This window comes from Subtercola sp. PAMC28395 (assembly GCF_018889995.1).
Lineage (GTDB): Bacteria > Actinomycetota > Actinomycetes > Actinomycetales > Microbacteriaceae > Subtercola.
Genome location: NZ_CP076547.1, coordinates 2284328 through 2306236, shown reverse-complemented (window position 1 = coordinate 2306236; position 21909 = coordinate 2284328). Strand labels below are relative to the sequence as shown.

Annotated in this window: 20 protein-coding genes; 3 read left to right on the top strand and 17 right to left on the bottom strand. The window is 63.4% G+C overall.

Annotated elements, in window-relative coordinates; genetic code table 11:
• The first annotated feature begins 1 nt into the window (after window position 1).
• Complete coding sequence (locus KPL76_RS10640) at window positions 2–1096, top strand: ubiquinol-cytochrome c reductase iron-sulfur subunit (protein ID WP_216333200.1); 1095 nt, start codon at window positions 2–4, stop codon at window positions 1094–1096.
• Window positions 1093–2730 carry a ubiquinol-cytochrome c reductase cytochrome b subunit gene (locus KPL76_RS10635; protein WP_205109050.1) on the top strand — a complete coding sequence of 546 codons (1638 nt, stop codon included), beginning with the start codon at window positions 1093–1095 and terminating at the stop codon, window positions 2728–2730. Before KPL76_RS10640 ends, KPL76_RS10635 begins: the two co-directional genes overlap by 4 nt.
• A 275-nt stretch (window positions 2731–3005) precedes the next feature.
• Here the strand turns inward: KPL76_RS10635 and istB are convergent, their stop codons facing one another.
• The 7 genes from istB to KPL76_RS10600 all read right to left on the bottom strand — a co-directional run bounded on the left by istB (window position 3006) and on the right by KPL76_RS10600 (window position 10687).
• Complete coding sequence (gene istB, locus KPL76_RS10630; RefSeq protein WP_216333198.1) at window positions 3006–3788, bottom strand: IS21-like element helper ATPase IstB; 783 nt, start codon at window positions 3786–3788, stop codon at window positions 3006–3008.
• Window positions 3788–5011 (bottom strand): IS21 family transposase, encoded by a 1224-nt coding sequence (gene istA, locus KPL76_RS10625; protein ID WP_216333196.1) that lies wholly within the window; start codon window positions 5009–5011, stop codon window positions 3788–3790. Before istA ends, istB begins: the two co-directional genes overlap by 1 nt.
• Before the next feature lie 486 nt (window positions 5012–5497).
• Window positions 5498–5914, bottom strand: coding sequence for a cytochrome c oxidase subunit 4 (locus KPL76_RS10620; RefSeq protein WP_205109053.1), 417 nt, complete (start codon window positions 5912–5914; stop codon window positions 5498–5500).
• Window position 5915: 1 nt separating this feature from the next.
• The gene (gene ctaD / locus KPL76_RS10615; protein WP_216333193.1) at window positions 5916–7625 is read right to left on the bottom strand and encodes a cytochrome c oxidase subunit I; all 1710 of its coding nucleotides are present in this window, start codon (window positions 7623–7625) and stop codon (window positions 5916–5918) included.
• 9 nt (window positions 7626–7634) lie between these two features.
• A complete protein-coding gene (gene coxB, locus KPL76_RS10610; protein WP_253202009.1) occupies window positions 7635–8498 on the bottom strand; it encodes a cytochrome c oxidase subunit II in 864 nt (287 codons plus the stop codon).
• Between the two features lie 251 nt (window positions 8499–8749).
• Window positions 8750–9124 (bottom strand): iron-sulfur cluster assembly accessory protein, encoded by a 375-nt coding sequence (locus KPL76_RS10605; protein WP_205109059.1) that lies wholly within the window; start codon window positions 9122–9124, stop codon window positions 8750–8752.
• A 168-nt stretch (window positions 9125–9292) separates the two neighbouring features.
• A complete protein-coding gene (locus KPL76_RS10600; protein ID WP_253202242.1) occupies window positions 9293–10687 on the bottom strand; it encodes a dipeptidase in 1395 nt (464 codons plus the stop codon).
• 101 nt (window positions 10688–10788) lie between these two features.
• Here KPL76_RS10600 and KPL76_RS10595 point away from each other — a divergent pair, with 101 nt between their 5' ends.
• Entirely contained in the window at window positions 10789–11355 is a 567-nt protein-coding gene (locus KPL76_RS10595) for a DUF3043 domain-containing protein (RefSeq protein WP_216333187.1), read from the top strand.
• 148 nt (window positions 11356–11503) lie between these two features.
• On the opposite strand, the gene KPL76_RS10590 is transcribed toward KPL76_RS10595, so the two are convergent.
• The 10 genes from KPL76_RS10590 to KPL76_RS10545 all read right to left on the bottom strand — a co-directional run bounded on the left by KPL76_RS10590 (window position 11504) and on the right by KPL76_RS10545 (window position 21907).
• Window positions 11504–12556 (bottom strand): quinone-dependent dihydroorotate dehydrogenase, encoded by a 1053-nt coding sequence (locus KPL76_RS10590; RefSeq protein ID WP_216336384.1) that lies wholly within the window; start codon window positions 12554–12556, stop codon window positions 11504–11506.
• A gap of 12 nt (window positions 12557–12568) precedes the next feature.
• A complete protein-coding gene (gene nrdR, locus KPL76_RS10585) occupies window positions 12569–13042 on the bottom strand; it encodes a transcriptional regulator NrdR (RefSeq protein ID WP_205109065.1) in 474 nt (157 codons plus the stop codon).
• A gap of 12 nt (window positions 13043–13054) precedes the next feature.
• Window positions 13055–14362 (bottom strand): histidinol dehydrogenase, encoded by a 1308-nt coding sequence (hisD, locus tag KPL76_RS10580; protein ID WP_216333185.1) that lies wholly within the window; start codon window positions 14360–14362, stop codon window positions 13055–13057.
• A 69-nt stretch (window positions 14363–14431) separates the two neighbouring features.
• On the bottom strand, window positions 14432–17899 hold the full coding sequence (gene dnaE, locus KPL76_RS10575; RefSeq protein ID WP_216333176.1) for a DNA polymerase III subunit alpha: 3468 nt from the start codon (window positions 17897–17899) through the stop codon (window positions 14432–14434).
• A 112-nt stretch (window positions 17900–18011) separates the two neighbouring features.
• The gene (locus tag KPL76_RS10570) at window positions 18012–18932 is read right to left on the bottom strand and encodes an RluA family pseudouridine synthase (protein WP_216333174.1); all 921 of its coding nucleotides are present in this window, start codon (window positions 18930–18932) and stop codon (window positions 18012–18014) included.
• A gap of 2 nt (window positions 18933–18934) precedes the next feature.
• The gene (lspA, locus tag KPL76_RS10565; protein WP_216336382.1) at window positions 18935–19507 is read right to left on the bottom strand and encodes a signal peptidase II; all 573 of its coding nucleotides are present in this window, start codon (window positions 19505–19507) and stop codon (window positions 18935–18937) included.
• 61 nt (window positions 19508–19568) lie between these two features.
• Window positions 19569–20210 carry a DivIVA domain-containing protein gene (locus tag KPL76_RS10560; protein WP_216333172.1) on the bottom strand — a complete coding sequence of 214 codons (642 nt, stop codon included), beginning with the start codon at window positions 20208–20210 and terminating at the stop codon, window positions 19569–19571.
• 103 nt (window positions 20211–20313) lie between these two features.
• On the bottom strand, window positions 20314–20619 hold the full coding sequence (locus KPL76_RS10555) for a YggT family protein (protein ID WP_216333170.1): 306 nt from the start codon (window positions 20617–20619) through the stop codon (window positions 20314–20316).
• Between the two features lie 7 nt (window positions 20620–20626).
• Window positions 20627–21154, bottom strand: coding sequence for a cell division protein SepF (locus tag KPL76_RS10550; protein ID WP_216333154.1), 528 nt, complete (start codon window positions 21152–21154; stop codon window positions 20627–20629).
• Window positions 21155–21196: 42 nt separating this feature from the next.
• A complete protein-coding gene (locus tag KPL76_RS10545) occupies window positions 21197–21907 on the bottom strand; it encodes a YggS family pyridoxal phosphate-dependent enzyme (protein ID WP_253202007.1) in 711 nt (236 codons plus the stop codon).
• Window positions 21908–21909: the final 2 nt, after the last annotated feature.

Sequence of the window (21909 nt, the reverse complement as noted above, 5' to 3'; positions counted from 1 at the left end):
CATGGCACACGACGACAGCAGCGGCTCAGAGCTCGCCGCTCCCTCGTCTGGAGCAGCGGCGGGCACGGCAGTTGAACGTGCTGGCACTGCGGAGTCGAACGGTGGCCTCGCCGTCATCACGACCGACACCTTTCTCGACCCAGGCATGCCGCCGCACCGGCCGAGAGTCACAGACCTCGACCCGAAGAAGGCGCGAACAGCCCAGCGAGCGGTCTACACGCTCTTCTACCTCTCGGTCGCGGGCAGCATCTTCGCCCTCGCCGCCTACATGGCGTTTCCGATCGAAGACGGCGACCCAGGCGCACTCCGCCTGAACACGGTCTTCCTCGGGCTCGGCATCACGCTCGCACTCATGGGTATCGGCCTCGGCGCGGTCCACTGGGCCAAGACGCTGATGGCCGATCACGAGGGCATCGACGTTCGTCACCCCGTTCGCGGAACGCCGGAGACCCGTACCCGTGCCGTCGAGATCTTCGACGACGCGAACAAGGAGTCCGGCTTCGGTCGGCGCACGCTGATCCGCAACAGCCTCATCGGCGCTCTCGTGGCGTTCCCGCTCCCGGCGGTCATCCTGTTCCGCGGTCTCGGCCCCCAGTTCGACAACCCCGCTTCACTGCTCGAGACAACGATGTGGAAGGCCGGCGCACGGCTCACCCTCGACCCTTCCGGTCTTCCGATCAAGGCGTCAGACGTCACCCTGGGCTCCGCGTTCCACATCATCCCAGAGGGCCTCAACGAGATGCCCGACAGACTTGAGCAGAAGGCGAAGGCCGCAGTCCTGCTCATGCGCGTCAACCCGGCCGACCTCAACGTCAGCCCCGGCCGCGAGACGTGGAACTACGACGGCATCGTCGCGTACTCCAAAATCTGCACACATGTCGGATGCCCGGTGGCACTCTTCGAGCAGCAGACGCACCATCTGCTCTGCCCGTGCCACCAGTCCACGTTCGACGTGAACAACGAGTGCAAGGTCATCTTCGGCCCGGCGAAACGCGCCCTGCCCCAGCTGCCCATCACCGTTGACGGTGAGGGTTACCTCATCGCACAGAGTGATTTTCTCGAACCAGTTGGTCCTAGTTTCTGGGAGCGTTCATGAGCACCATCGAAAGAACTCCGGCACCCCAGGTGCCAGAGAACACCGGCCCCGAACTGGCCGACACCAAGCAGGCCGGCTTCACGGCCTGGACGGCGAACTACATCGACGAGCGCACGAGCATCTCCGCGGTCGTCAAGGAGTTCGGGCGAAAGATCTTCCCCGACCACTGGTCGTTCATGCTCGGCGAAGTCGCTCTCTACAGCTTCGTCGTCATCATCCTCACCGGCACCTTCCTGACCTTCTTCTTCCAGGCATCCATGGTGCCGGTGGTCTATGACGGCAGCTTCGTGCCGCTCAAGGGCGTCGAGATGTCTGCGGCGATGAACTCGACGCTGAACATCTCGTTCGACCTCCGTGGTGGCCTGCTCATCCGCCAGATCCACCACTGGGCCGCACTCATGTTCATCGCCTCCATCGGCCTTCACATGCTGCGCATCTACTTCACCGGCGCATTCCGCAAGCCGCGCGAGCTCAACTGGGTGATCGGTTTCGTACTGTTCATCCTGGCGCTCGGCGAGGGCTTCACGGGGTACTCCCTTCCTGACGACCTGCTGTCGGGCAACGGCCTGCGCATCATCGACGGAATGGTGAAGGGTTTCCCGTTCGTCGGAACGTGGATCTCTTACCTCATCTTCGGTGGCGAGTTCCCCGGTGGCGACATTGTCGGCCGTCTGTACACCGTGCACATACTCCTCCTGCCCGCGATCATCGTCGCAATGATCGCACTGCACCTGGTGTTCGTCGTCGTGCACAAGCACACGCAGTACGCAGGCCCAGGCAAGACCAACCAGAACGTCGTTGGTTATCCGGTGCTGCCGGTCTACGCTGCCAAGGCAGGCGGATTCTTCTTCCTGGTCTTCGGTGTCATCGCGCTGATCGCCTCGTTCTTCACGATCAACCCGATCTGGAACTACGGCCCCTACGACCCCTCCCCCGTTTCTGCCGGTACCCAGCCTGACTGGTACATCGGCTTCGCAGACGGCGCACTTCGGCTGGTTCCGACGGGTCTCGAATCGGTGATCTGGGGCCACACCTACTCGTGGAACATCCTGATCCCGGTCGCGGTGCTCGGCTTGTTCATCCTCACGGTCCTGATCTATCCGTTCATCGAGTCCTGGGTCACCGGCGACAAGCGGGAACATCACATCCTCGACCGCCCACGCAATGCGCCGACGCGCACCGCGATCGGTGCCGCGGGTGTCACGTTCTACGCCGCGCTGTGGGCTGCCGCAAGTTCCGACCTCATCGCAACGCACTTCCAGCTTTCGATCGAGTCCGTGATCCATGCCATCCAGGCCACGCTGATCATCGGACCGATCATCGCGTACCACATCGCGAAGCGAGTGTGCCTGGCCCTTCAGAAGAAGGACCGCGAGATCGCGCTCCACGGCTTCGAGTCGGGTCGTATCGTCAGGCTCCCCGGCGGTGAGTACATCGAGGTGCACCAGCCCGTCGACGAGTACGAGCGCTGGCGCCTGGTGGGCTACAACGAGTACAAGCCCCTCATGATCCGCCCGAACGCCCAGGGCAAGATCACCGGAGCCCAGCGCCTGCGTGCCGGCATGTCGAAGTGGTTCTTCGAGGATCGCATCGCCCCCGTCGCCAAGTCTGAAGTCGAGCGCCAGCACCACTGATCGACCCGCACGTCTGAATCTGGAGAAGCCCCTCACCCGTAACGGTGAGGGGCTTCTCCCGTTGTACCCGGATTCGGCCGGTTGTAGCGAAGGGTGATCGCAGGCCCGGCACAACAGAAGTTGCCACCATCAATGCCCACAACGCAAGGACTGCATGTGCGTTGTGCACGACCACGACCAACGACGAACGACCCTGGCCGTTGAGGACGAGATGTCAGCGACGGTCTAAGAGTGGGCCATTTTCGACGGTGTAAAAGTCGGCCACGTGTGTGTTGTTATTCTGCCGTGTTCTCGGGTCTGGTGGATGGGAGGGTTTTGATGCCGGTGTCTTTCAGCCGGTAACTGGCGCCTTTGAGGGTGATGACTTCGGCGTGGTGCACGATCCGGTCGATCATTGCCGCGGCGACGACGTGGTCGCCGAAGGTGTCGCCCCAGCCAGCGAAGGGCAGGTTGCTGGTGAGGATCAGAGAGGCGTGTTCGTAGCGGGATGACACGAGTTGGAAGAACAGGTTCGCGGCGTCTTTGTCGAACGGGATGTAGCCGACCTCGTCGACGATGATCAGTCCGTACCGGCGGAGTTTGCCGAGTTCTTGCGGGAGCCGCCCGAGTGTGTGCGCGGTTTGCAGTCTTGTGATCCAGTCCGTCGCAGTGGCGAACAGCACCCGGTAGCCGGCGTGTGACGCTTTGATGCCCAGGCCGATCGCGAGGTGCGTTTTCCCGGTACCGGGCGGGCCGAGGAGGACGACGTTCTGGGCGTCGGCGAGCCAGCTGTTGGTGCCGAGGTGCGCGATGGTGTCGCGCTTCAGAGCGGGTTGGTGATCGAACGCGAAGTCCTCGATCGATTTACGTCCCGGAAACCCCGCAGCGCGAATCCGGAGCTCGGCGCCGGACGCTTCGCGGGCAGATACTTCACGAGAGAGCACCGCGGCGAGGTACTCCTCGTGCGTCCAGGAGGCGTCACGGGCTTGTATGGCGAGCCGGGCCGCGGCCTCCCGAATGCGTGGCGCTTTCAATGCTCGGGCGTAGTACTCGATTTGGCTGACGGTCTCGTTGCTCATCAGGCGACCTCACCGGCCGGGTCGAAGCTGACCCCGAACGCCTGGTCGTAGTCGGCGAGGTCACGGTCATACCGTTCCGGTACCGCAGGAGTTCGGGTTTGAAACAAAGTCCGTAACGTCTTGGCTGAGCCAACATGGGTTGGGTCGGCGATCGACTGACCCCTGGCCCATACCCGGTCGTGCTGCGCGAGCAACTTCCCGTCGAGGGTGACGGTCACGGTACGCAAGTTCGCGCGCACGTCAACCATCCGGCCGATACCAGCAGGGTCGACGGAATAGTCGTTACCGAGCACGGTGACGTAGTAATCCCTCGGCAGCCTGACCTTCGAGCTGAAGCCAACGTTCGGCGCGATCGGCGGCAGCGGCACCATCGCAGCACGGTCCACGCCGATCAGCTCGGAAGGTTTCGCGGCGAGGCGGCGAACCTGCCGGTTATTGGCCCGCCGCAACCACACGACCAGCTGGTCGTTGAAATCGGCGGGTGAGGTGAACGTACGGCCAGGTAGGAACGAGGTTTCTAAGTATTGGTTCGCTCGTTCAACGATGCCCTTGGATTCCGGGTCGAACGGTTTCAGCTGCACGATCCGGGTCGCGAGGGTACCGGTGAACGAGGCAACACCTTCGGCGAACGAGTTCCGCCGGCCGATCCCGGCCTCGTTATCCCAAATCAGCCGATGCGGCACGGCCCCGAGCTGACCCTGCAGCAGCTCCCACATCCCAGCGAGCAGATCGGGTGTCGTGCGGGTGGGCAGCATCATCGCGGTGATGAACCGTGAATTCGAGGGCACGATCACAAGTACCGGCGGTGACCCTGTTTGACCGTGACCGAGCGGGATCTTCACCGGCGGGAACCACAGATCACATTGCGCCTGATCACCCGGCCGGTAGCTGAGCCGGTCAGCCGGGTCAGCGGGTGCGTACTCCGGGCGGAGCCGGGCCACATTCTGACGAAACCAGGTGATCGAGCCCTGCCAACCCAACCGCTCCGCGATCACCGTCGCAGGCATCCGCGGATACGCCTTCAGCAATTCCCTGATCGCCGGCTCGAGATCGCGCACCTCCGACGGCCTCGGCGGCCGGACGTACTTCGGTGGCCCATCAGTACTAATCGCTTTCGCGACCGTGTCCCTGGCCAGCCCGAGCCGTTTAGCGATCTCTCGCTGCGACAGCCCCTCACCCTTATGAAGGCGACGAATCAACGCCCAATCTTCCACTGTGATCACCCAATCAATCGTTCCTCGGGTGGCCTAGTTTTCGACCGTCGATCCTGGCCTACATTTCAACCGTCGCTGACACGAGATTCCAACCGGGACCATCTTGCGCCTGCAGCAGCCATGACATACGAGCGATGGGCGAGCTTGGCCGAGCTTCACAGTCTTGTGTGTTGCCTGCCCGCAGGCCGCGGCCCATACACCGGCTCGTGTCTGCCCGCAGGCCAGCCCACATCGGCTTGTGTTCCTGCCCGCAGGCCGACCAACACCGGCGTGTGCGTACCTACAGGCCGGCTCACACCGGCTTGTGCATGCCCACAGGCCGGCTCACACCGACTTGTGGCCGGCCCGCAGGCCGAACCAACACCGACTTGTGTCTGCCCGCGCCCGCAGAAGCCAACACCCTCCGCGAAGAAACGAGAAAACCCCTGCTTGCTTCCCTTTACCTCCAAAGGGAGGGAGAGGAGGGCAGGGGTTCTCTGAAGGTTGTGACGCGGCCTAGCGGGCGAAGTAGCCGCGGTAGTACTCGTAGGTCCAACCAACGATTGCAATCAACACGATGGCCACTCCGATGAAGCTGATCCACGTGCCCACAGCGAGTCCAGTGAGGAAGATCGCCAACGCTGCAGCCATGATGATCGGCCACCAGCTCCAGGGGCTGTAGAAGCCCATCTCGGGGTCGCCGTCGTCGATGTTCGAGTCGGTCAAGTCTTCAGGCAACTCGCCGCCCTGCGCCGCGTGAACGCGAGCAAGGTAGAAGGCCAGGAATGCCGCAAGGATCGCACTCAAAGCGATCGCTAGAGTACCGACCCACTCGACCTTGCCGTACGAGATGAGCGACCAGAACGTGTAGATCGCATCGGCGAGAATGAAGAACCCGCCGAGAATCCAGAAGATGTTGATATTGGCGCGCATGTCACTTCACCTTGTCTGACGCAATGTCACGAACGGGCGCGTCAGGAGCGTCTTTCGCCGGCCCGACGCCGACGGGAACACCGGCTTCGGGGTGATTCAGGTCGAAGGCCGGGGACTCGCTGCGGATGCGGGGAATGGAGGTGAAGTTGTGGCGCGGCGGTGGGCAGGACGTCGCCCATTCGAGCGAGCGGCCGTAGCCCCACGGGTCGTTCACTGTCACCCTGGGCGACTTGCGTGCGGTGATGTAGACGTTCAGGAAGAACGGGATCATCGACGAGGCGAGCAGGAAGGCTCCGACGGTCGAGATCTGGTTCATCCAGGTGAAACCGTCGTCGGGCGCGTACGTCGCGTAGCGACGTGGCATACCGACCACACCGAGCCAGTGCTGGATCAGGAAGGTGGTGTGGAAGCCGATGAACAACAGCCAGAAGTGCCACTGGCCGAGCTTCTCGTTCAGCATCTTCCCGGTCCACTTCGGCCACCAGAAGTAGAAGCCACTGAACATGGCGAACACGACGGTACCGAACACCACGTAGTGGAAGTGGGCGACCACGAAATAGCTGTCTGAGACGTGGAAGTCGAGTGGCGGCGATGCCAGGATCACACCGGTCAGACCACCGAACGTGAACGTGATCAGGAACCCGATTGCCCACATCATGGGCGTCTCGAACGTGACCGAGCCGCGCCACATGGTGCCGACCCAGTTGAAGATCTTCACACCGGTCGGCACCGCGATGAGCATCGTCATCAGCGAGAAGAACGGCAGCAGAACCGAACCTGTGACATACATGTGGTGCGCCCACACGGTGACAGACAGCGCAGCAATCGAGATCGTCGCGTAGACGAGAGTCTTGTACCCGAAGATCGGTTTGCGACTGAAGACAGGCAGCACTTCGGAGATGATGCCGAAGAACGGCAGGGCGATGATGTACACCTCAGGATGCCCGAAGAACCAGAAGAGGTGCTGCCAGAGCAGCACACCGCCGTTGGCCGCATCGAAGATGTGCCCGTCGAACACGCGGTCCACGCCGAGCCCGGAGAGCGCGGCAGCCAGGGGCGGGAATGCCATCAGCACGAGGATCGACGTCACCAGGGTGTTCCACGTGAAGATCGGCATGCGGAACATGGTCATGCCGGGTGCACGCATCGTGATGATCGTGGTGATGAAGTTCACGGCTCCGAGAATGGTACCGAACCCGCTCAGCACAAGGCCGAACACCCAGAGATTACCTCCGGCGCCGGGAGTGAATGTCGTATTAGACAATGGCGCATAGGCGAACCAGCCGAACGATGCAGCACCCTGCGGGGTGAGGAACCCGGCGACCACGATGGCAGAGCCGAAGGAATAGAACCAGAAGGCGAGTGCGTTCAGACGCGGGAACGCCACGTCGGGTGCACCGATCTGCAGCGGCATCAGCACGTTTGCAAAGCCGGCGAAGAGCGGTGTTGCGAACATGAGCAGCATGATCGTGCCGTGCATGGTAAAGAGCTGGTTGTACTGGTCTTTGGTGGCCAGCAACTGCTCACCCGGCTCGAAGAGCTGGGCGCGGATGACGAGAGCCATCACGCCGCCGAGGCAGAAGTAGATGAACGACTCGATCAGGTACATGTACCCGATCGTCTTGTGGTCGGTCGAGGTGATCCACTTGACGAGGATGTTGCCTTTTCGCTGTGCTCCGACAGTCATTCTCGGGGCGGTTAGTGTGCTCATCGTCGCCTTCTACTTCGAACTCGTTGTTGGTGATGGTGCGCTTGCCCCTGCGGGCTCGATCGGCGACACGACGCCGGGAATGTTGGAGTTGCGGTTGTAGTCGTCGCCGAGTTGACCGACATTGCCCTGTGCGGCGAGTGAAGCCGTGTAGGCGTCGTAGTCGGACTGCGAGACGACCTTGACGTTGAAGAGCATGTTCGAGTGGTACTCACCGCACAACTCGGCACACTTACCGGCGAAGGTGCCGATTCGCTCGGGAGTGACGTACATGTAGTTGACCTTGCCTGGAATCATGTCTTTCTTGTAGAGAAAGTCGATGACCCAGAAGGAGTGGATGACGTCGCGGGAGTGCAGCTCGATGGTGATCTTCTTGTTGACAGGAAGAACGAGCGTCGGGATCTTGGCTTCGACGAGAGCGCTGTTCGCATCGGTCGTCTCGGTATTCGCCTGGACGCCTGCACTGAAGACGTTCTGGTTGACGTAGTTGAAGTCCCATGCCCACTGCTTGCCGTAGACCGAGATGACCTGGTCGGGGCTGGCGTACGGCTGCTCGATGTCTGCCTGGTCCTTCGCGGTGAAGGCGAAGAAGCCGAGCACCAGAATGAGCGGCACGATCGTGTAGAAGATCTCGATCGGCATGTTGTAGCGCAGCTGGATCGGAAGACCCGTCTGGCCCTTACGGCGACGGAACACCACGACAGCCCAGATCGTGAGACCCCAGGTGACGATACCCACCGCGAGCAGCACGATCCACGAGGTCACCCACAGGCCGGTCACCGCGCTCGTGTTGTTGGTGGTGCCCGGGTCTCCAGGGAGAAAGCCGTTCAGCTGCTGCTGGGAGCACCCGGCAAGCGCCAGACCCATGGTCACCATGACGGGGATGGCAACCCATCTAAGACGTCGTTTCGAGCGCACCTGTAACCCTTCGGATGTACTGCTGGCAAATCTTGTGTCAAGTGTATTTGACGTTGCCCAGCCTACTGCGTCGAACGCCCCATCGATGTGTCACGACGCGAGTGCCACGCCGGGCTCCCCTGAACCGCAACTACCCTTAAATGCTGATGAGGCCGCCTTTTGGCGGCCTCATCAGCAAAGATAGAGGGTTTCTACCCTCGGTAGAATTTTTAGTGGAACGAGTCACCACAGGCGCAACTGCCGCCTGCGTTGGGGTTGTCGATCGTGAAGCCCTGCTTCTGGATGGTGTCTTCGAAGTCGATGGTTGCGCCATCGAGGTACGGAACGCTCATCTTGTCGACGATGACCTCGACGCCGTCGTAGTCGACGACACCGTCGCCGTCGAGCTGGCGCTCATCGAAGTAGAGCTGGTAGATCAGCCCCGAGCATCCGCCGGGCTGGACAGCCACACGCAGGCGCAGGTCGTCGCGACCCTCCTGGCCGAGCAGGCTCTTGACCTTGGCAGCAGCCTGGTCGGTCAGACCCACTTTGTGCGCGGGGGCGGCGATGACCTCAGCCGGGGCGAGAACAGTTGTGTCGCTCATTGCAACTCCTTAAGGCTAGACGAACCGCAAACAGAAAACCTACGTCAGATTCTAAACCGAGAACCTGAGTGAAGCCGCTTTCATTCCCGCATTGGCCACACTGCGTGTGATGACTTCACCTATCGCAGCGAAGTGGTTCCCTTCACACGATGACGGGTGCCCGGCAGATCACCCGCGTTCGCTGAGCGGCGACTCCGCAAGTCGCGCCAGCAACAGCGCCTCGGTGAGGATCGCCCGCCGGAAGACCCCCAGGTGAAGGGATTCGTTGGGACTGTGTGCCCGGGTGTCAGGGTCTTCGACGCCCGTCACCAGGATCTGCGCGTCGGGAAAGACGCGGACCAGATCGGCGATGAACGGGATCGATCCACCGACACCGGTCTCGACGGCTGGCACTCCCCAGGCATCGGCCATCGCCTGTTTCGCCTCGGCGACGGCCCACCCCGTGGTGTCGACCAGAAAGGGCTGGCCGGTATCCACATCGCTGATGTCGACGTGGGCACCGAAGGGCACGTGGGTGCGGAGGTGTGTTTCGAGCGCGCTCAGTGCGGAACGGGCATCCTGACCGGGAGCGATGCGGGCACTCAGCCGAACGGAGACCTTGGGCAGAAGGGTGTTCGAGGCGTTGGCCACGCTGGGAGCATCGATTCCCGTCACAGTGATGGCGGGCTTGGCCCAGAGCCGGGCGAGAATCGGACCGGTCCCGATGGGGGTCACACCATCGAGCAGGCCCGCATCGAGAGCGAAACCGGCTTCGGAGCTGTCAGGCGTCGGCTGCCCCGATGAGGTGAGCCCGTCGACCGCGACACTGCCGTCTGCATCGTGGAGAGTGGCGAGCAGGCGCACCATCGCGAGCATGGCATCGGGGGCCGCGCCACCGAACATGCCGGAGTGCGAGGCGTGCGCGAGCGTGGAGACCGTGAGCTTGAAGGTGACGTTGCCGCGAAGGCTCACGGTGAGGGCCGGGGTGTCGACGTTCCAGTTGTCGGAGTCGGCGACGATGATGACGTCGGCAGCGAGTGCCTCACGGTTGGCCTCGAGAAAATTGGCGAACGAGCGCGAACCGAACTCCTCCTCCCCCTCGATGAAGGCCACCAGGCCGAGTTCGAGTTCCTCGCCGTAGACGTCCGCCAGCGCGCGCACCGCTGCGACGTGGGAGAGCACACCGGCTTTGTCGTCGGCGGAACCGCGCCCGTACAGTCGATCCCCGCGAACGGTCGGCTCGAATGGCGGCGAGTCCCAATCGGCGTCGTCACCGGGCGGCTGAACGTCGTGGTGGGCGTAGAGCAGAACCGTCGGTCTGCCGTTGCGGGCCGCGCGGGTTGCGAGAACGGCCGGCTGCCCGCTCTCACCAGACTCCGTCACCGCAGTCGAAACCGTCACCCGCTCGAACATGCCTGTGCCGTCGAACAGGGCGGCGACGGCTTCAGCACTCGCGCGCACCTGGGATGGGTCGAACGCCTCCCATGAGACAGAAGGTATGCGTATGAGGTCGGTGAGGTCGGCGACTGTCGTCGGCAACGCCGCCGCGACAGCCGAACGGATGCCCGCCTCGCGTCGCTCCATCGCCTGAGAATTCCGGTCTGACGTGCTCTGTTGCTCGCTCATACGGGTAATCTTAAGGGGCAGGTTGTCTCTTTCAGCCCGCGGAGCTCAAGGACTGAACTGTGGCCAAGCGAGAAACACCAGCCGACGTGATCGAAGTCGCAGACGAGTCTGCGGCGAACACCAAGGGTCACGCGACCCCCACGCGCAAGGAGCAGGAGGCGGCACGCAAGCGTCCGCTCGTTCCGAGCGACCGCAAGGAGGCGGCACGCTCAGCGAAGACCCAGACCCAGGCAGCTCGCGAACGGGCCCGCATCGGCATGGCAGCCGGCGAGGAGAAATACCTCCTGGCCCGCGACAAGGGCCCCCAGCGCCGCTACGTACGCGAGTATGTCGATGCGCGATTCAGCATCGGCGAGGTCATCATCCCCGTCATGTTCGGCGTCATTCTGCTCACGCTTGTGCCGAACCAGAGCATCCAGACCTACCTCATGCTCGTTCTCTACGGCTTCGTGCTCATTGTCATCGTCGACCTCTACATCATGGGCACCAAGATCAACAATCGGCTCAAAGCCAAGTACGGAACCCTCGAGCGCGGCCTTCGCTGGTACGGTGCGATGCGCGCCCTGCAGCTTCGCCCCATGCGCCTGCCGAAGCCCCAGGGCAAGCGCGGCCACTTCCCCAGCTGAATTCGCTGAGCGGCTGCAGTTGGCGCAGTTCTCCTGTGCCCGCCTTTACCGCGCCCTGCTCCGCTCTGCCTTGTTGTTCTGCCTGGTTCTGCTGTGCCCAGTTCTGCTATCCCGAGCTATCTGGGCCCCAGATCTGCTGTGCCCGGCCCTAGTGTGAGCGCTGGGCGTCCTGGCGCCGGCCGATTCGCGCGAGCCCACGGTTGACCTCACGAGCCCAGAACGGGCCGCGATACAGGAACGCGGTGTAACCCTGCACGAGCGTGGCTCCGGCGGTGAGACGCTCCGCGACGTCGGCCGCGGTCTCCACCCCGCCCACCGAGATCACGCACATCTCCGCAGGAACCACTGCACGCACGAGTCGCAGGACTTCGAGCGAACGCGCTGCAACAGGCGGGCCGGAAAGCCCTCCGGCACCTGCCGCATCGACGACCGACGGGTCGGTCCTCAGCCCGTCTCTCGAGATGGTCGTATTTGTTGCGATGATCCCATCGAGCCCCAGCGAAACAGCGAGCTCTGAGATGCGGCGCACCTCGTCGTCACTCAGGTCGGGAGCGATCTTCACCAGCAGCGGCACCGGGCCGGCCTCTTCACGCACGGCGGTAAGCAGGGGTGCGAGCTTGTCGAGCTCCTGCAGCCCTCTGAGCCCCGGCGTGTTGGGTGAACTCACGTTGACGACGAGATAGTCGGCTACGGGCGCGAGGGCCCTGGCGCTCGACCGGTAGTCGTCGATCGCGTCGGCGACGTCGACCACCCGGCTCTTGCCGATATTGATCCCGACGATCGGTCGCCATGAAGCGCTGGTCGTCTGGGCGATGCGAAGGGCGGCGGATGCTGCTCCCCCGTTGTTGAAACCCATGCGGTTGATCACGGCACGGTCGGGCACCAGCCTGAACAGTCGGGGTTTCTCATTGCCCGGCTGGGCTTTCGCCGTCAGAGTGCCGACCTCGACGTGGCCGAAGCCCAGGAGGCCCAGGCCCACGATCGCCCTGCCGTCTTTGTCGAAACCGGCGGCAACACCGAAGGGAGATTCGAATTCGAGCCCGAGCGCGCGAACAGCGAGCGAGGCATCCGGAGCTGTGTAACGACGAACCAGCGACGCGAAACCCGAACGGGGAATCGCCCTGATGACGTCGAACGCCAGGTGGTGGGCGCGTTCAGGGTCGAGCCGCGACAAGACGTGGCGAAAGAAGAAGGCGTACACCAAACGGCAGCTCTACTCGGCCGGCGCGGCAGGAGCCGACGAGTGTTCGACGCGCAGCAGCGTGATCGCGGCTTCGAAGTCCTCGAGCGAATCGAATGCCTGGTAGACGCTCGCGAACCGCAGGTAGGCGACCTCGTCGAGCTCACGGAGCGGTTGCAGAATGGCGAGGCCGATGTCGTTCGCCTCGACCTGGGCTGCACCCGTGGAACGCACGGCCTCTTCGACCCGTTGCGCCAGCACGGCCAGGTCGGAGTCTGTGACGGGCCGACCCTGGCAGGCCTTGCGCACACCGTTCATGATCTTCTCGCGGCTGAACGGCACGACGACACCGCTGCGCTTGATCACGCTGAGACTCGCCGTCTCTGTCGTGCTGAAGCGCCGCCCGCAGTCGGGGCACTGCCGTCGCCGCCTGATCGCCACACCGTCGTCGGTGGTACGCGAATCGACGACGCGCGAATCGGGGTACCGGCAATACGGGCAATACATGGTGGGCCCAGTTTAGCGGGGAAAGCGGGCAGCGACAGCCTCGGCGTGTGCCGGCAGGTTCTCTGAGGTCGCCAGGGCGTGGATGTTCTGGCTCACAGCCTCGAGCGCATCCCGGTCGTACCGGATGACCTGCTGGGGCTTCAGGAACGTGTAGGCCCCGAGTCCTGACGAGAAACGAGATTGCCCGCCCGTCGGCAGCACGTGGTTCGACCCTGCGAGGTAATCCCCGAGGCTCACTGGCGCGTAGGCACCGATGAAAATGGCACCGGCCGAGTGGATGCCCGCCAGCACGGCATCGGAATCCGCAACCTGGATCTCCAGGTGTTCGGGCCCGTAGGCGTCGCTGAAGCGGGCGGCCGCAGCCAGGTCGTCCACCAGCACGATCGCCGACTGCTGCCCACGCAGGGCGATCAGTACTCGCTCCGAGTGCAGCGTCGAGTTCGCGCAACCTTCAAGTTCAAGTCGAACCTCATCGGCGAACGCCGGCGAATTCGTCACCAGCACCGCGGCGGCCAGTTCGTCGTGCTCGGCCTGGCTGACCAGGTCTGCTGCAACGTATCTCGCGTTCGCCGTCTCGTCGGCAATGATGAGAATCTCGGTCGGTCCGGCTTCGGAGTCGATCCCTGTGCGCCCGCGAACCAGTCTCTTGGCTGCGGCAACGTAGACGTTTCCCGGCCCCGTGATGATCTGCACAGGTTCGAGCCCGATGTCGGAGACACCGTAGGCCAGTGCGCCGATTGCGCCTGCCCCACCCATCGCGTAGACCTCCGTGATGCCCAGCAGCCCGGCAGCGCCGAGAATCGTGGGGTGTACACGACCGCCGAACTCCACCTGGGGCGGGGAGGCGAGCGCAATCGATTCCACGCCCGCGGCCTGCGCAGGTACGACGTTCATGACCACGCTCGACGGGTAGACGGCCTTGCCGCCCGGCACGTACAGTCCGACCCGGTCGACCGGCTGCCAGCGCTGCTCGACCACAGCGCCGTCGCCCAGGACAGTACTCTGGGCTGGCGGGATCTGAGCTGCGGTCGCAGAACGAACACGATCAATCGCTTCTTCGAGGGCAACCCGAACGTCGGCATCGAGAGTGGCAACGGCATCGTCGATATCGCTCTGCGGCACCCGGATGCTCGCGGCCTCTGCCCCGTCGAACCGCACAGCCTGCGCACGCAGGGCCTCGGCTCCACGCTCGCGCACATCGTCGATGAGCGCCTCCGCGGCCCCCTGGGCGACGGAGACATCTGTCACCGCCCGCGGAACGAGGTCGAGGAATTCGGCACGGCTCGGGGTCAGTCCCCGCAAGTCAATCGTCTGGATCATGGCGTCCCAATTCTACGCTCGCCGGTTGAGTCGCCCCACGCAGTGGTGCGTATCGAAACCCCCCGGTGCTCAGGTGAGGCAGGAGGGGCCGAGCAGGGACTTCAGTTCGCCATAGAGATCGGCCGTCACACGCACCCGGAACGGGATCTCGAACACGCGTGCCGTCTGGCCCTTGATGAGCTTGAGACGAACTTCGTTGTCGCCGGAGTGGCGGATCAGCACGTCGTTGAGCGCCTGCACCGTCTCAGTGGTGGCCCGGGCCTCGGCCATCGAAATCTCTATCGGCCCGCCGCCGTCTGCCTGCCCGAGGTCGGGGCTGAAGACGTTGAACGCGTGCAGGTTCATGCCGTCGTCGCGCATGCTCACGCGGCCCCGCACGACCACGATGGCGTCGTTCGTGAGGGCGGGGGCGAACTCCTGGTACGCCTTGCCCATGAACATGGCGGTGATCTCCCCGCCGAAGTCCTCGATCACGACAGAGCCGTACTGGTTGCCGGAGTTGCGCGCGACCCGGTGCTGCACGTTCGTGATCAGGCCAGCCACGGTGACAGTGTCGCCGTCTGTCACCTGCTCGCTCATCAGGAGCTCACTGATCGTCACAGAGGCGTGCTTGGCGAGCGGAATCTCGAGGCCGGCGAGGGGATGATCGGAGACATAGAGCCCGAGCATGTCGCGCTCGAACGCGAGTTTGTCTCTCTTCGACCACTCCGGCCTGTCGGGAACCTGCCGGTTGTCCTGCGGGGCATCCCACAGCGAGTCGAAGTCGAAACCGACCTGGCCGTTCGCCTCAGCGCGCTTTTCGCTCACGGCCGCTTCGACTGCACCCTCATGGATCTCGACGAGCGCCCTGCGGGTGTCACCGAGGGAGTCGAACGCTCCGGCTTTGATGAGCGACTCGATGGTGCGCTTGTTCGCGGCGGAAAGCGGGATCTTCTGGAGGAAGTCGTGGAACGAGGTGAACCGCCCCTTGGACTCCCTGGCCTGCTTGACGCCTTCGACGACGTTCGCGCCGACATTTCGCACGGCACCCATGCCGAAACGGATGTCTTCGCCGACGGCCGCGAAGAAGCCGATCGACTCATTGACGTCGGGCGGCAGCACCGTGATGTTCATGCGACGGCATTCGTTGAGGTAGATCGCCGACTTGTCTTTCGAGTCGCCGACACTGGTGAGCAGCGCTGCCATGTACTCGGCCGGATAGTGGGCCTTGAGGTACGCCGTCCAGTACGAGATGACCCCGTACGCGGCCGAGTGCGCCTTGTTGAAGGCGTAGTCGGAGAACGGCAACAGGATGTCCCAGAGCGTCTTGACGGCGGCTTCGGAATAGCCGTTGGCGTGCATGCCGGCGGAGAAACCCTCGTACTGCTTGTCGAGCTCTGATTTCTTCTTCTTGCCCATGGCCCGGCGCAGGAGGTCGGCCTGGGCAAGGGTGAACCCTCCGAGCTTCTGTGCGATCGACATCACCTGCTCCTGGTACACGATCAGGCCGTAGGTTGTGCCGAGCACTTCGAGCAGGGGTTCCTCGAGCTCCGGATGGATCGGGGTGACCTGCTGCAGTCCGTTCTTGCGCAGCGCGTAGTTCGTGTGCGAGTCGGCACCCATCGGCCCGGGGCGGTAGAGCGCCAGAATGGCGGAGATGTCTTCGAAGTTGTCGGGCTTCATGAGGCGCAGCAACGACCGCATCGGCCCACCGTCGAGCTGGAAGACACCGAGGGTGTCTCCCCTGGCCAGCAGCTCGTATGCCGCCACGTCGTCGAGCTCGAGCTCTTCGAGCACGGGCCGGAACCCGCGGTTCGACTCGATGTTGTCGAGCGCGTCGTCGATGATCGTGAGGTTTCGAAGCCCGAGGAAGTCCATCTTGATCAACCCGAGCGACTCGCAGGCCGGGTAGTCGAACTGCGTGACGATCTGGCCGTCCTGTTCGCGCTTCATGATCGGGATGATGTCGATCAGGGGGTCGCTCGACATGATCACGCCGGCCGCATGAACGCCCCACTGGCGCTTGAGGTTCTCGATGCCGACGGCTGTCTCGAAGACCGTGCGCGCCTCTGGGTCGGCCTCGATGACAGCCCGCACATCGGCCGCCTCTTTGAAGCGTGGATGATCGCGGTCGAAGATTCCCGAGAGCGGAATGTCTTTGCCCATGATGGGCGGCGGCATGGCCTTGGTGAGCTTCTCGCCCATGCCGTAGGGGAACCCGAGAACGCGCGAGCTGTCTTTGAGTGCCTGTTTGGCCTTGATCGTGCCATAGGTGACGATCTGCGCCACGCGCTCGTCGCCGTACTTCTCGGTGACGTAGCGGATGACCTCACCGCGGCGCCGGTCGTCGAAGTCGACGTCGAAGTCGGGCATAGACACGCGGTCGGGGTTGAGGAATCTCTCGAAGATGAGCCCGTGACGCAGCGGGTCGAGGTCGGTGATGCGCATGGCGTAGGCAGCCATCGATCCGGCACCCGAGCCGCGGCCCGGGCCCACGCGGATGCCGTTGTTCTTGGACCAGTTGATGAAGTCGGCGACCACGAGGAAGTACCCGGGAAAGCCCATCTGCACGATGACGCCGACCTCGTAGTCGGCACGAGCCCTCACCTCGGGTGAGATACCGTTCGGGTACCGCTCGACGAGGCCCTTCTCGACCTCCTTGATGAACCAGGTGTCTTCGGTCTCGCCTGCTGGCACTGGGTACCGGGGCATGTAGTTCGCCGCGGTGTTGAAGGCCACCTCGCACCGCTCGGCGATGAGCAGGGTGTTGTCGCACGCGTCGGGGTGATCACGGAAGATCTGGCGCATCTCTGCGGCACTCTTCAGGTAGAACTCGTCGGCATCGAACTTGAACCGGTTCGGGTCGCTCAGGGTGGAGCCCGACTGCACGCAGAGCAGCGCCGCGTGGCTCGTGGCGTCGTGGGCGTGCGTGTAGTGCAGGTCGTTCGTCGCCACCAGGGGCAGGTCGAGGTCTCCCGCGAGCCGCAGCAGGTCGCTCATGATCTGTCGCTCGATGCCGAGCCCGTGGTCCATGATCTCGCAGAAGTAGTTCTCGGCCCCGAAGATGTCGCGAAAGTCGGCGGCCGCCTTGACGGCCTCGTCGTACTGCCCGAGACGCAGCCTCGTCTGCACTTCGCCAGACGGGCATCCGGTCGTAGCGATCAGGCCGTTGGAGTACTCGGAGAGCAGTTCGCGATCCATCCGCGGCTTGAAGTAGTAGCCCTCGAGCGACGCGCGTGACGACAACCGGAACAGGTTGTGCATGCCGGCCGTGTTCTCGCTCAGGAGGGTCATGTGGGTGTACGCGCCGGAGCCCGACACGTCGTCGCGCCCCGAGTTCGGGCCGCCCCACTTCACCCGGGTCTTGTCGCCCCGGGCCGTGCCGGGCGTGATGTAGGCCTCGGTACCGATGATGGGCTTGATACCGGCCTCGGTCGCCGTCTTCCAGAAGTCGAACGCACCGAAGACATTGCCGTGGTCGGTGACCGCGACAGCGGGCATTCCCTGCTCGACTGCCGCTTCGATCAGGGGTTTCACCCGTGCGGCACCATCGAGCATGGAGTATTCACTGTGCACGTGAAGATGAACAAATGAATCGCTCTGGGGGGGCACAGATTCTCCGGCTAGCTGTCGAGGTCGAGGGATTCAGTTTACCCTCCGGCAGCGAGACTCAGTCGGCCCGGAGTACATCCAGCGCGTGTTGCAGGTCTGCCGGGTAGGTCGATTCGAACGACACGTACTCCCGCGACGATGGATGCTCGAAACCGAGCTTCAGGGCGTGCAACCACTGCCTTTCGAGCCCCAGCCGGGCCGAAATGGTGGGGTCGGCGCCATACATCGCATCGCCGACGCACGGGTGACGCTGGGCCGCCATGTGCACACGGATCTGGTGCGTTCGGCCCGTCTCCAGGTGGATCTCGAGCAGCGATGCGCTCGGGAACGCCTCGATCGTCTCGTAGTGCGTCACCGACGGTTTACCCGAGGCGACGACCGCGAACTTCCAGTCGGATCTCGGGTGGCGGCCGATCGGTGCGTCGATCGTGCCGGCCAGAGGGTCCGGGTGACCCTGGACGACCGCATGGTAGATCTTGTCTACCTCTCGATCGTGGAACAGTCGCTTCAACCAGGTGTAGGCGTCTTCGCTCTTGGCGACAACCATCAGGCCGCTGGTGCCCGCATCGAGTCGATGCACGATGCCGGCACGCTCGGCCGCACCCGACGTGGAGATTCGAAAGCCCGCAGCGGCCAGGGCGCCGAGAACGGTCGGGCCGGTCCAGCCCACGGAGGGGTGCGCCGCCACCCCGACGGGCTTGTCGATCACTACGATGTCGTCGTCGTCGTAGATGACGGTGAGGTTCTCGACCGGCGTCGGGATGATGCGCACCTCTTCCCGGGGCGCCCAGCTGACTTCGAGCCAGCTGTCTGACCGGAGTTTGTCGGATTTGCCGAGCACACGCCCGTCGACACTCACTCCCCCGGCGTCGGCGACCTCTGCGGCGAAGCTGCGAGAGAATCCCAGAAGTCGGGCGAGACCGGCATCCACCCGCATGCCGTCGAGGCCATCAGGCACCGGCAGTTGGCGTGACTCCACGACTAGTCGCGCCCCGTCGTGTCGGCTTCGGTCGTGTCGGATTTGTCGCTGGGAGAAATGACGAACGGCTCAGCCGCCGATTCTGGCGCGGGATCGGTTTCGCGTACGGTCTTACGACCGTCGAGCCCGATCCCCCGGATTGTCTGAATCAGGAAGAGCACCATGGCGGCGCAGATCGCCACGTCGGCCAGGTTGAAGATCGCCGGCAGGAGGGGGATCTTGACGAAGTCGACCACGTGGCCGATTCCGAAACCCGGCTCCCGGAACAGCCTGTCAGTGAGATTGCCGAGTACACCACCGAGCAACAGCCCGAAAACGACCGCCCAGCCGACAGAGCGGATCCGACGCGCAAACCAGACGATGAACACCAGCACGGCCACGGCGAGAACCGAGAAGATCCAGGTATAGGCGCTGCCGATGGAGAACGCAGCGCCGGAATTCGTGACATAGAAGAACTGCACCAGGTCACCGAGAACCGGCACGAACTGGTTGAGAGGCAGATGGGTGACGACCAGATACTTCGCAATCTGGTCTACAGCGAGAACACCCAGCGCCACAATCACAAGAAGGGCCAGCGCCCGGGGGCTGACCCTTCTTACGTGACGTGAATCTGAACTGGCGTTCGCCGTCTCTTCGCTAGGCTCCAAAACTCGAGGCGCCCGAGGTGGCCGAAGCACCCTCTGAACTGTCGGAGTTGCTGGAATCGAGGTCGTGGAGCTGGCCCTCGATGTAGCTGCGGAGCTTCTGGCGATATTCCTTCTCGAAGGAGCGCAGCTCATCGATGCGGTGCTCGATGCCCGCCTTCTCCTGGTTGAGCTTGGCGAGTTCGGTGCGCTGCTTAGTCTCTGCCTCGGCTACGAGTCGGGCGGCCGTGGCCTGGCCCTCTTCGATGAGAGCGGCGCGCTTGTCTTGGCCCTCCTTGACGTGCTCGTCGTGCAGGCGACGGGCAAGCTGCAGAAGGCTCGTCGTGCTTGAAGCATCGTCTGTCTCTGCAAGCGGAGCCGCGGCGACCGGGGCAGGCGTCTCGTCGACGACCTCGACGACGGCAGTCTCGTCGGCAACAGCGGGAGCTGCGGTCTCTTCTGCAGCCTCGGCGCTGCTCTCAGATGCCGCGGCCGGCACAATGCCTGCACGAAGTTCTTCGTTCTCGGAAATCAGACGGCGAAGTTCTACCACGACCTCATCGAGGAAGTCATCGACCTCATCCTGGTCGTAGCCCGCACGGAACTGGGTTTGCGAGAAGCGCTTGTTAACAACTTCTTCTGGAGTTAACGGCATGTTCTTCCACCTTTGAACTAATTGGACTGTACTTGTTGGACTGTCTGGAATCTTAAAGACCGTCGAGGAAACGTTCGGCGTTTCACAAACTACGATACATGGGTCACGCAATCAAGCGGACGTAGCTCGTGATCGAAAGCAGAATGACCACGAGCAACATCACGATGCTCCAGCCGAAGTCGAAGGCGACGGGCCCCACCCGCAATGGAGGGATGACGCGCCGGAAAAACTTGATCGGCGGATCAGTGACCGTGTACGCGACTTCGGCGAGCACGAGGACAGCACCCTGCGGCCGCCACGAGCGCTGGAAGCTCCTCACGAGGTCAAGAATGAACCGGCCCCACATGACGAAGAAGTACAGGAGCAGCGCGAAATACGCGATGGTGGCAAGAATGGCGACGAAGGACACCCGTCAATTATGACTGGACGAAGAACGACGATTCTGCACGTGTCTCAGTAACGGCCTCACCCGACACCGAAACGTGCGACGGGGAGAGCAGGAACACCTTGCTCGTGACGCGTTCGATCTTGCCGTAGAGGCCCTGAGAGAGACCACCGGCGAAGTCGATCAGACGACGAGCGTCGGCATCGGTCATCTGGGAGAGGTTGATGATGACGGGAATGCCCTCGCGGAAACTCTCGGCAATGACCTGCGCGTCTTTGTACTGCTTCGGGTGAACAGTGAGGATTTCATTCATTTCGAGAGGCACCACATTCTTCTGCGCGGAGTTGGACCCCGCGGAGTTTCGACGGAGGGGGGTAACCGGTGCCCGGTTGCCGTTGTTGCCCGTGCTGTGCGCAGCGGCGCTGGCTGCTGAAGGCACAGGGGAGGAGGCCTGCGGGTGTGCGACATGCGCCACCGGTTGGGCTGCGGAGTCTTCGTATTCGAGCTCTTCGTCTGCGAGCCCAAGATAGACCATCGTCTTGCGTAGTGGATTGGCCATTTCGAATCCTCCGGGATTGTCGTGCGGTTGCCTGCTAGAAGATTAACCGGCCACGGCTCTGATTCCGGTGATTGCAGAACCAATTCGAAGGTGTGTCGCGCCTTCAGCGATGGCTTCGGAATAGTCGTGCGACATTCCGGCAGAGATGGCGGATGCCCGGGGAACACTCTGCGTGACCAACTCTGAAACGGCGCGCAGCCGCTCGAAGGCGAAACGCGGCTCTTCACCCAGGGGCGCAACGCCCATCACCCCGCGGAGCCGGAGACCAGGCAGGGCTTCGACATACTCTGCCAGCTCGCGGGCACCGCCGGGAACGACTCCGCCGCGGCCAGTGTCGTCGGTGAGGTTGACCTGGAGGAAGACGTCGGTGGGTCCGGCAGTCGGCCTGACGTCGGCGGCCGAGAGGAGGTCGGCCAGCGAGGGACGGTCGAGGGAGTGGATGACCGAGGCGTACGCTGCGACCTGTTTGGCCTTCTTGCCCTGGAGCTGCCCGATGAAGTGCCAGGCAGCCGGCGTGCCTGCCAGTTCGGCGACCTTCTCCCTCGCCTCCTGGTGTCGGCTCTCACCGAAGTCCGTGACACCGAGGTCCATCAGCTCTCTGACGAGACCTGCGGGGTGGAACTTCGTCACCACGATGAGTGTGATCTCGTCGAGCGGCCTCGAGTTGGCCGCGGCCGCCTCTGCAATGCCCGCACGCACGAAGGCGAGACGACCAGCAAGGTCAGTCTCGCCTTCGCGTTGGATCGTGGTCAATC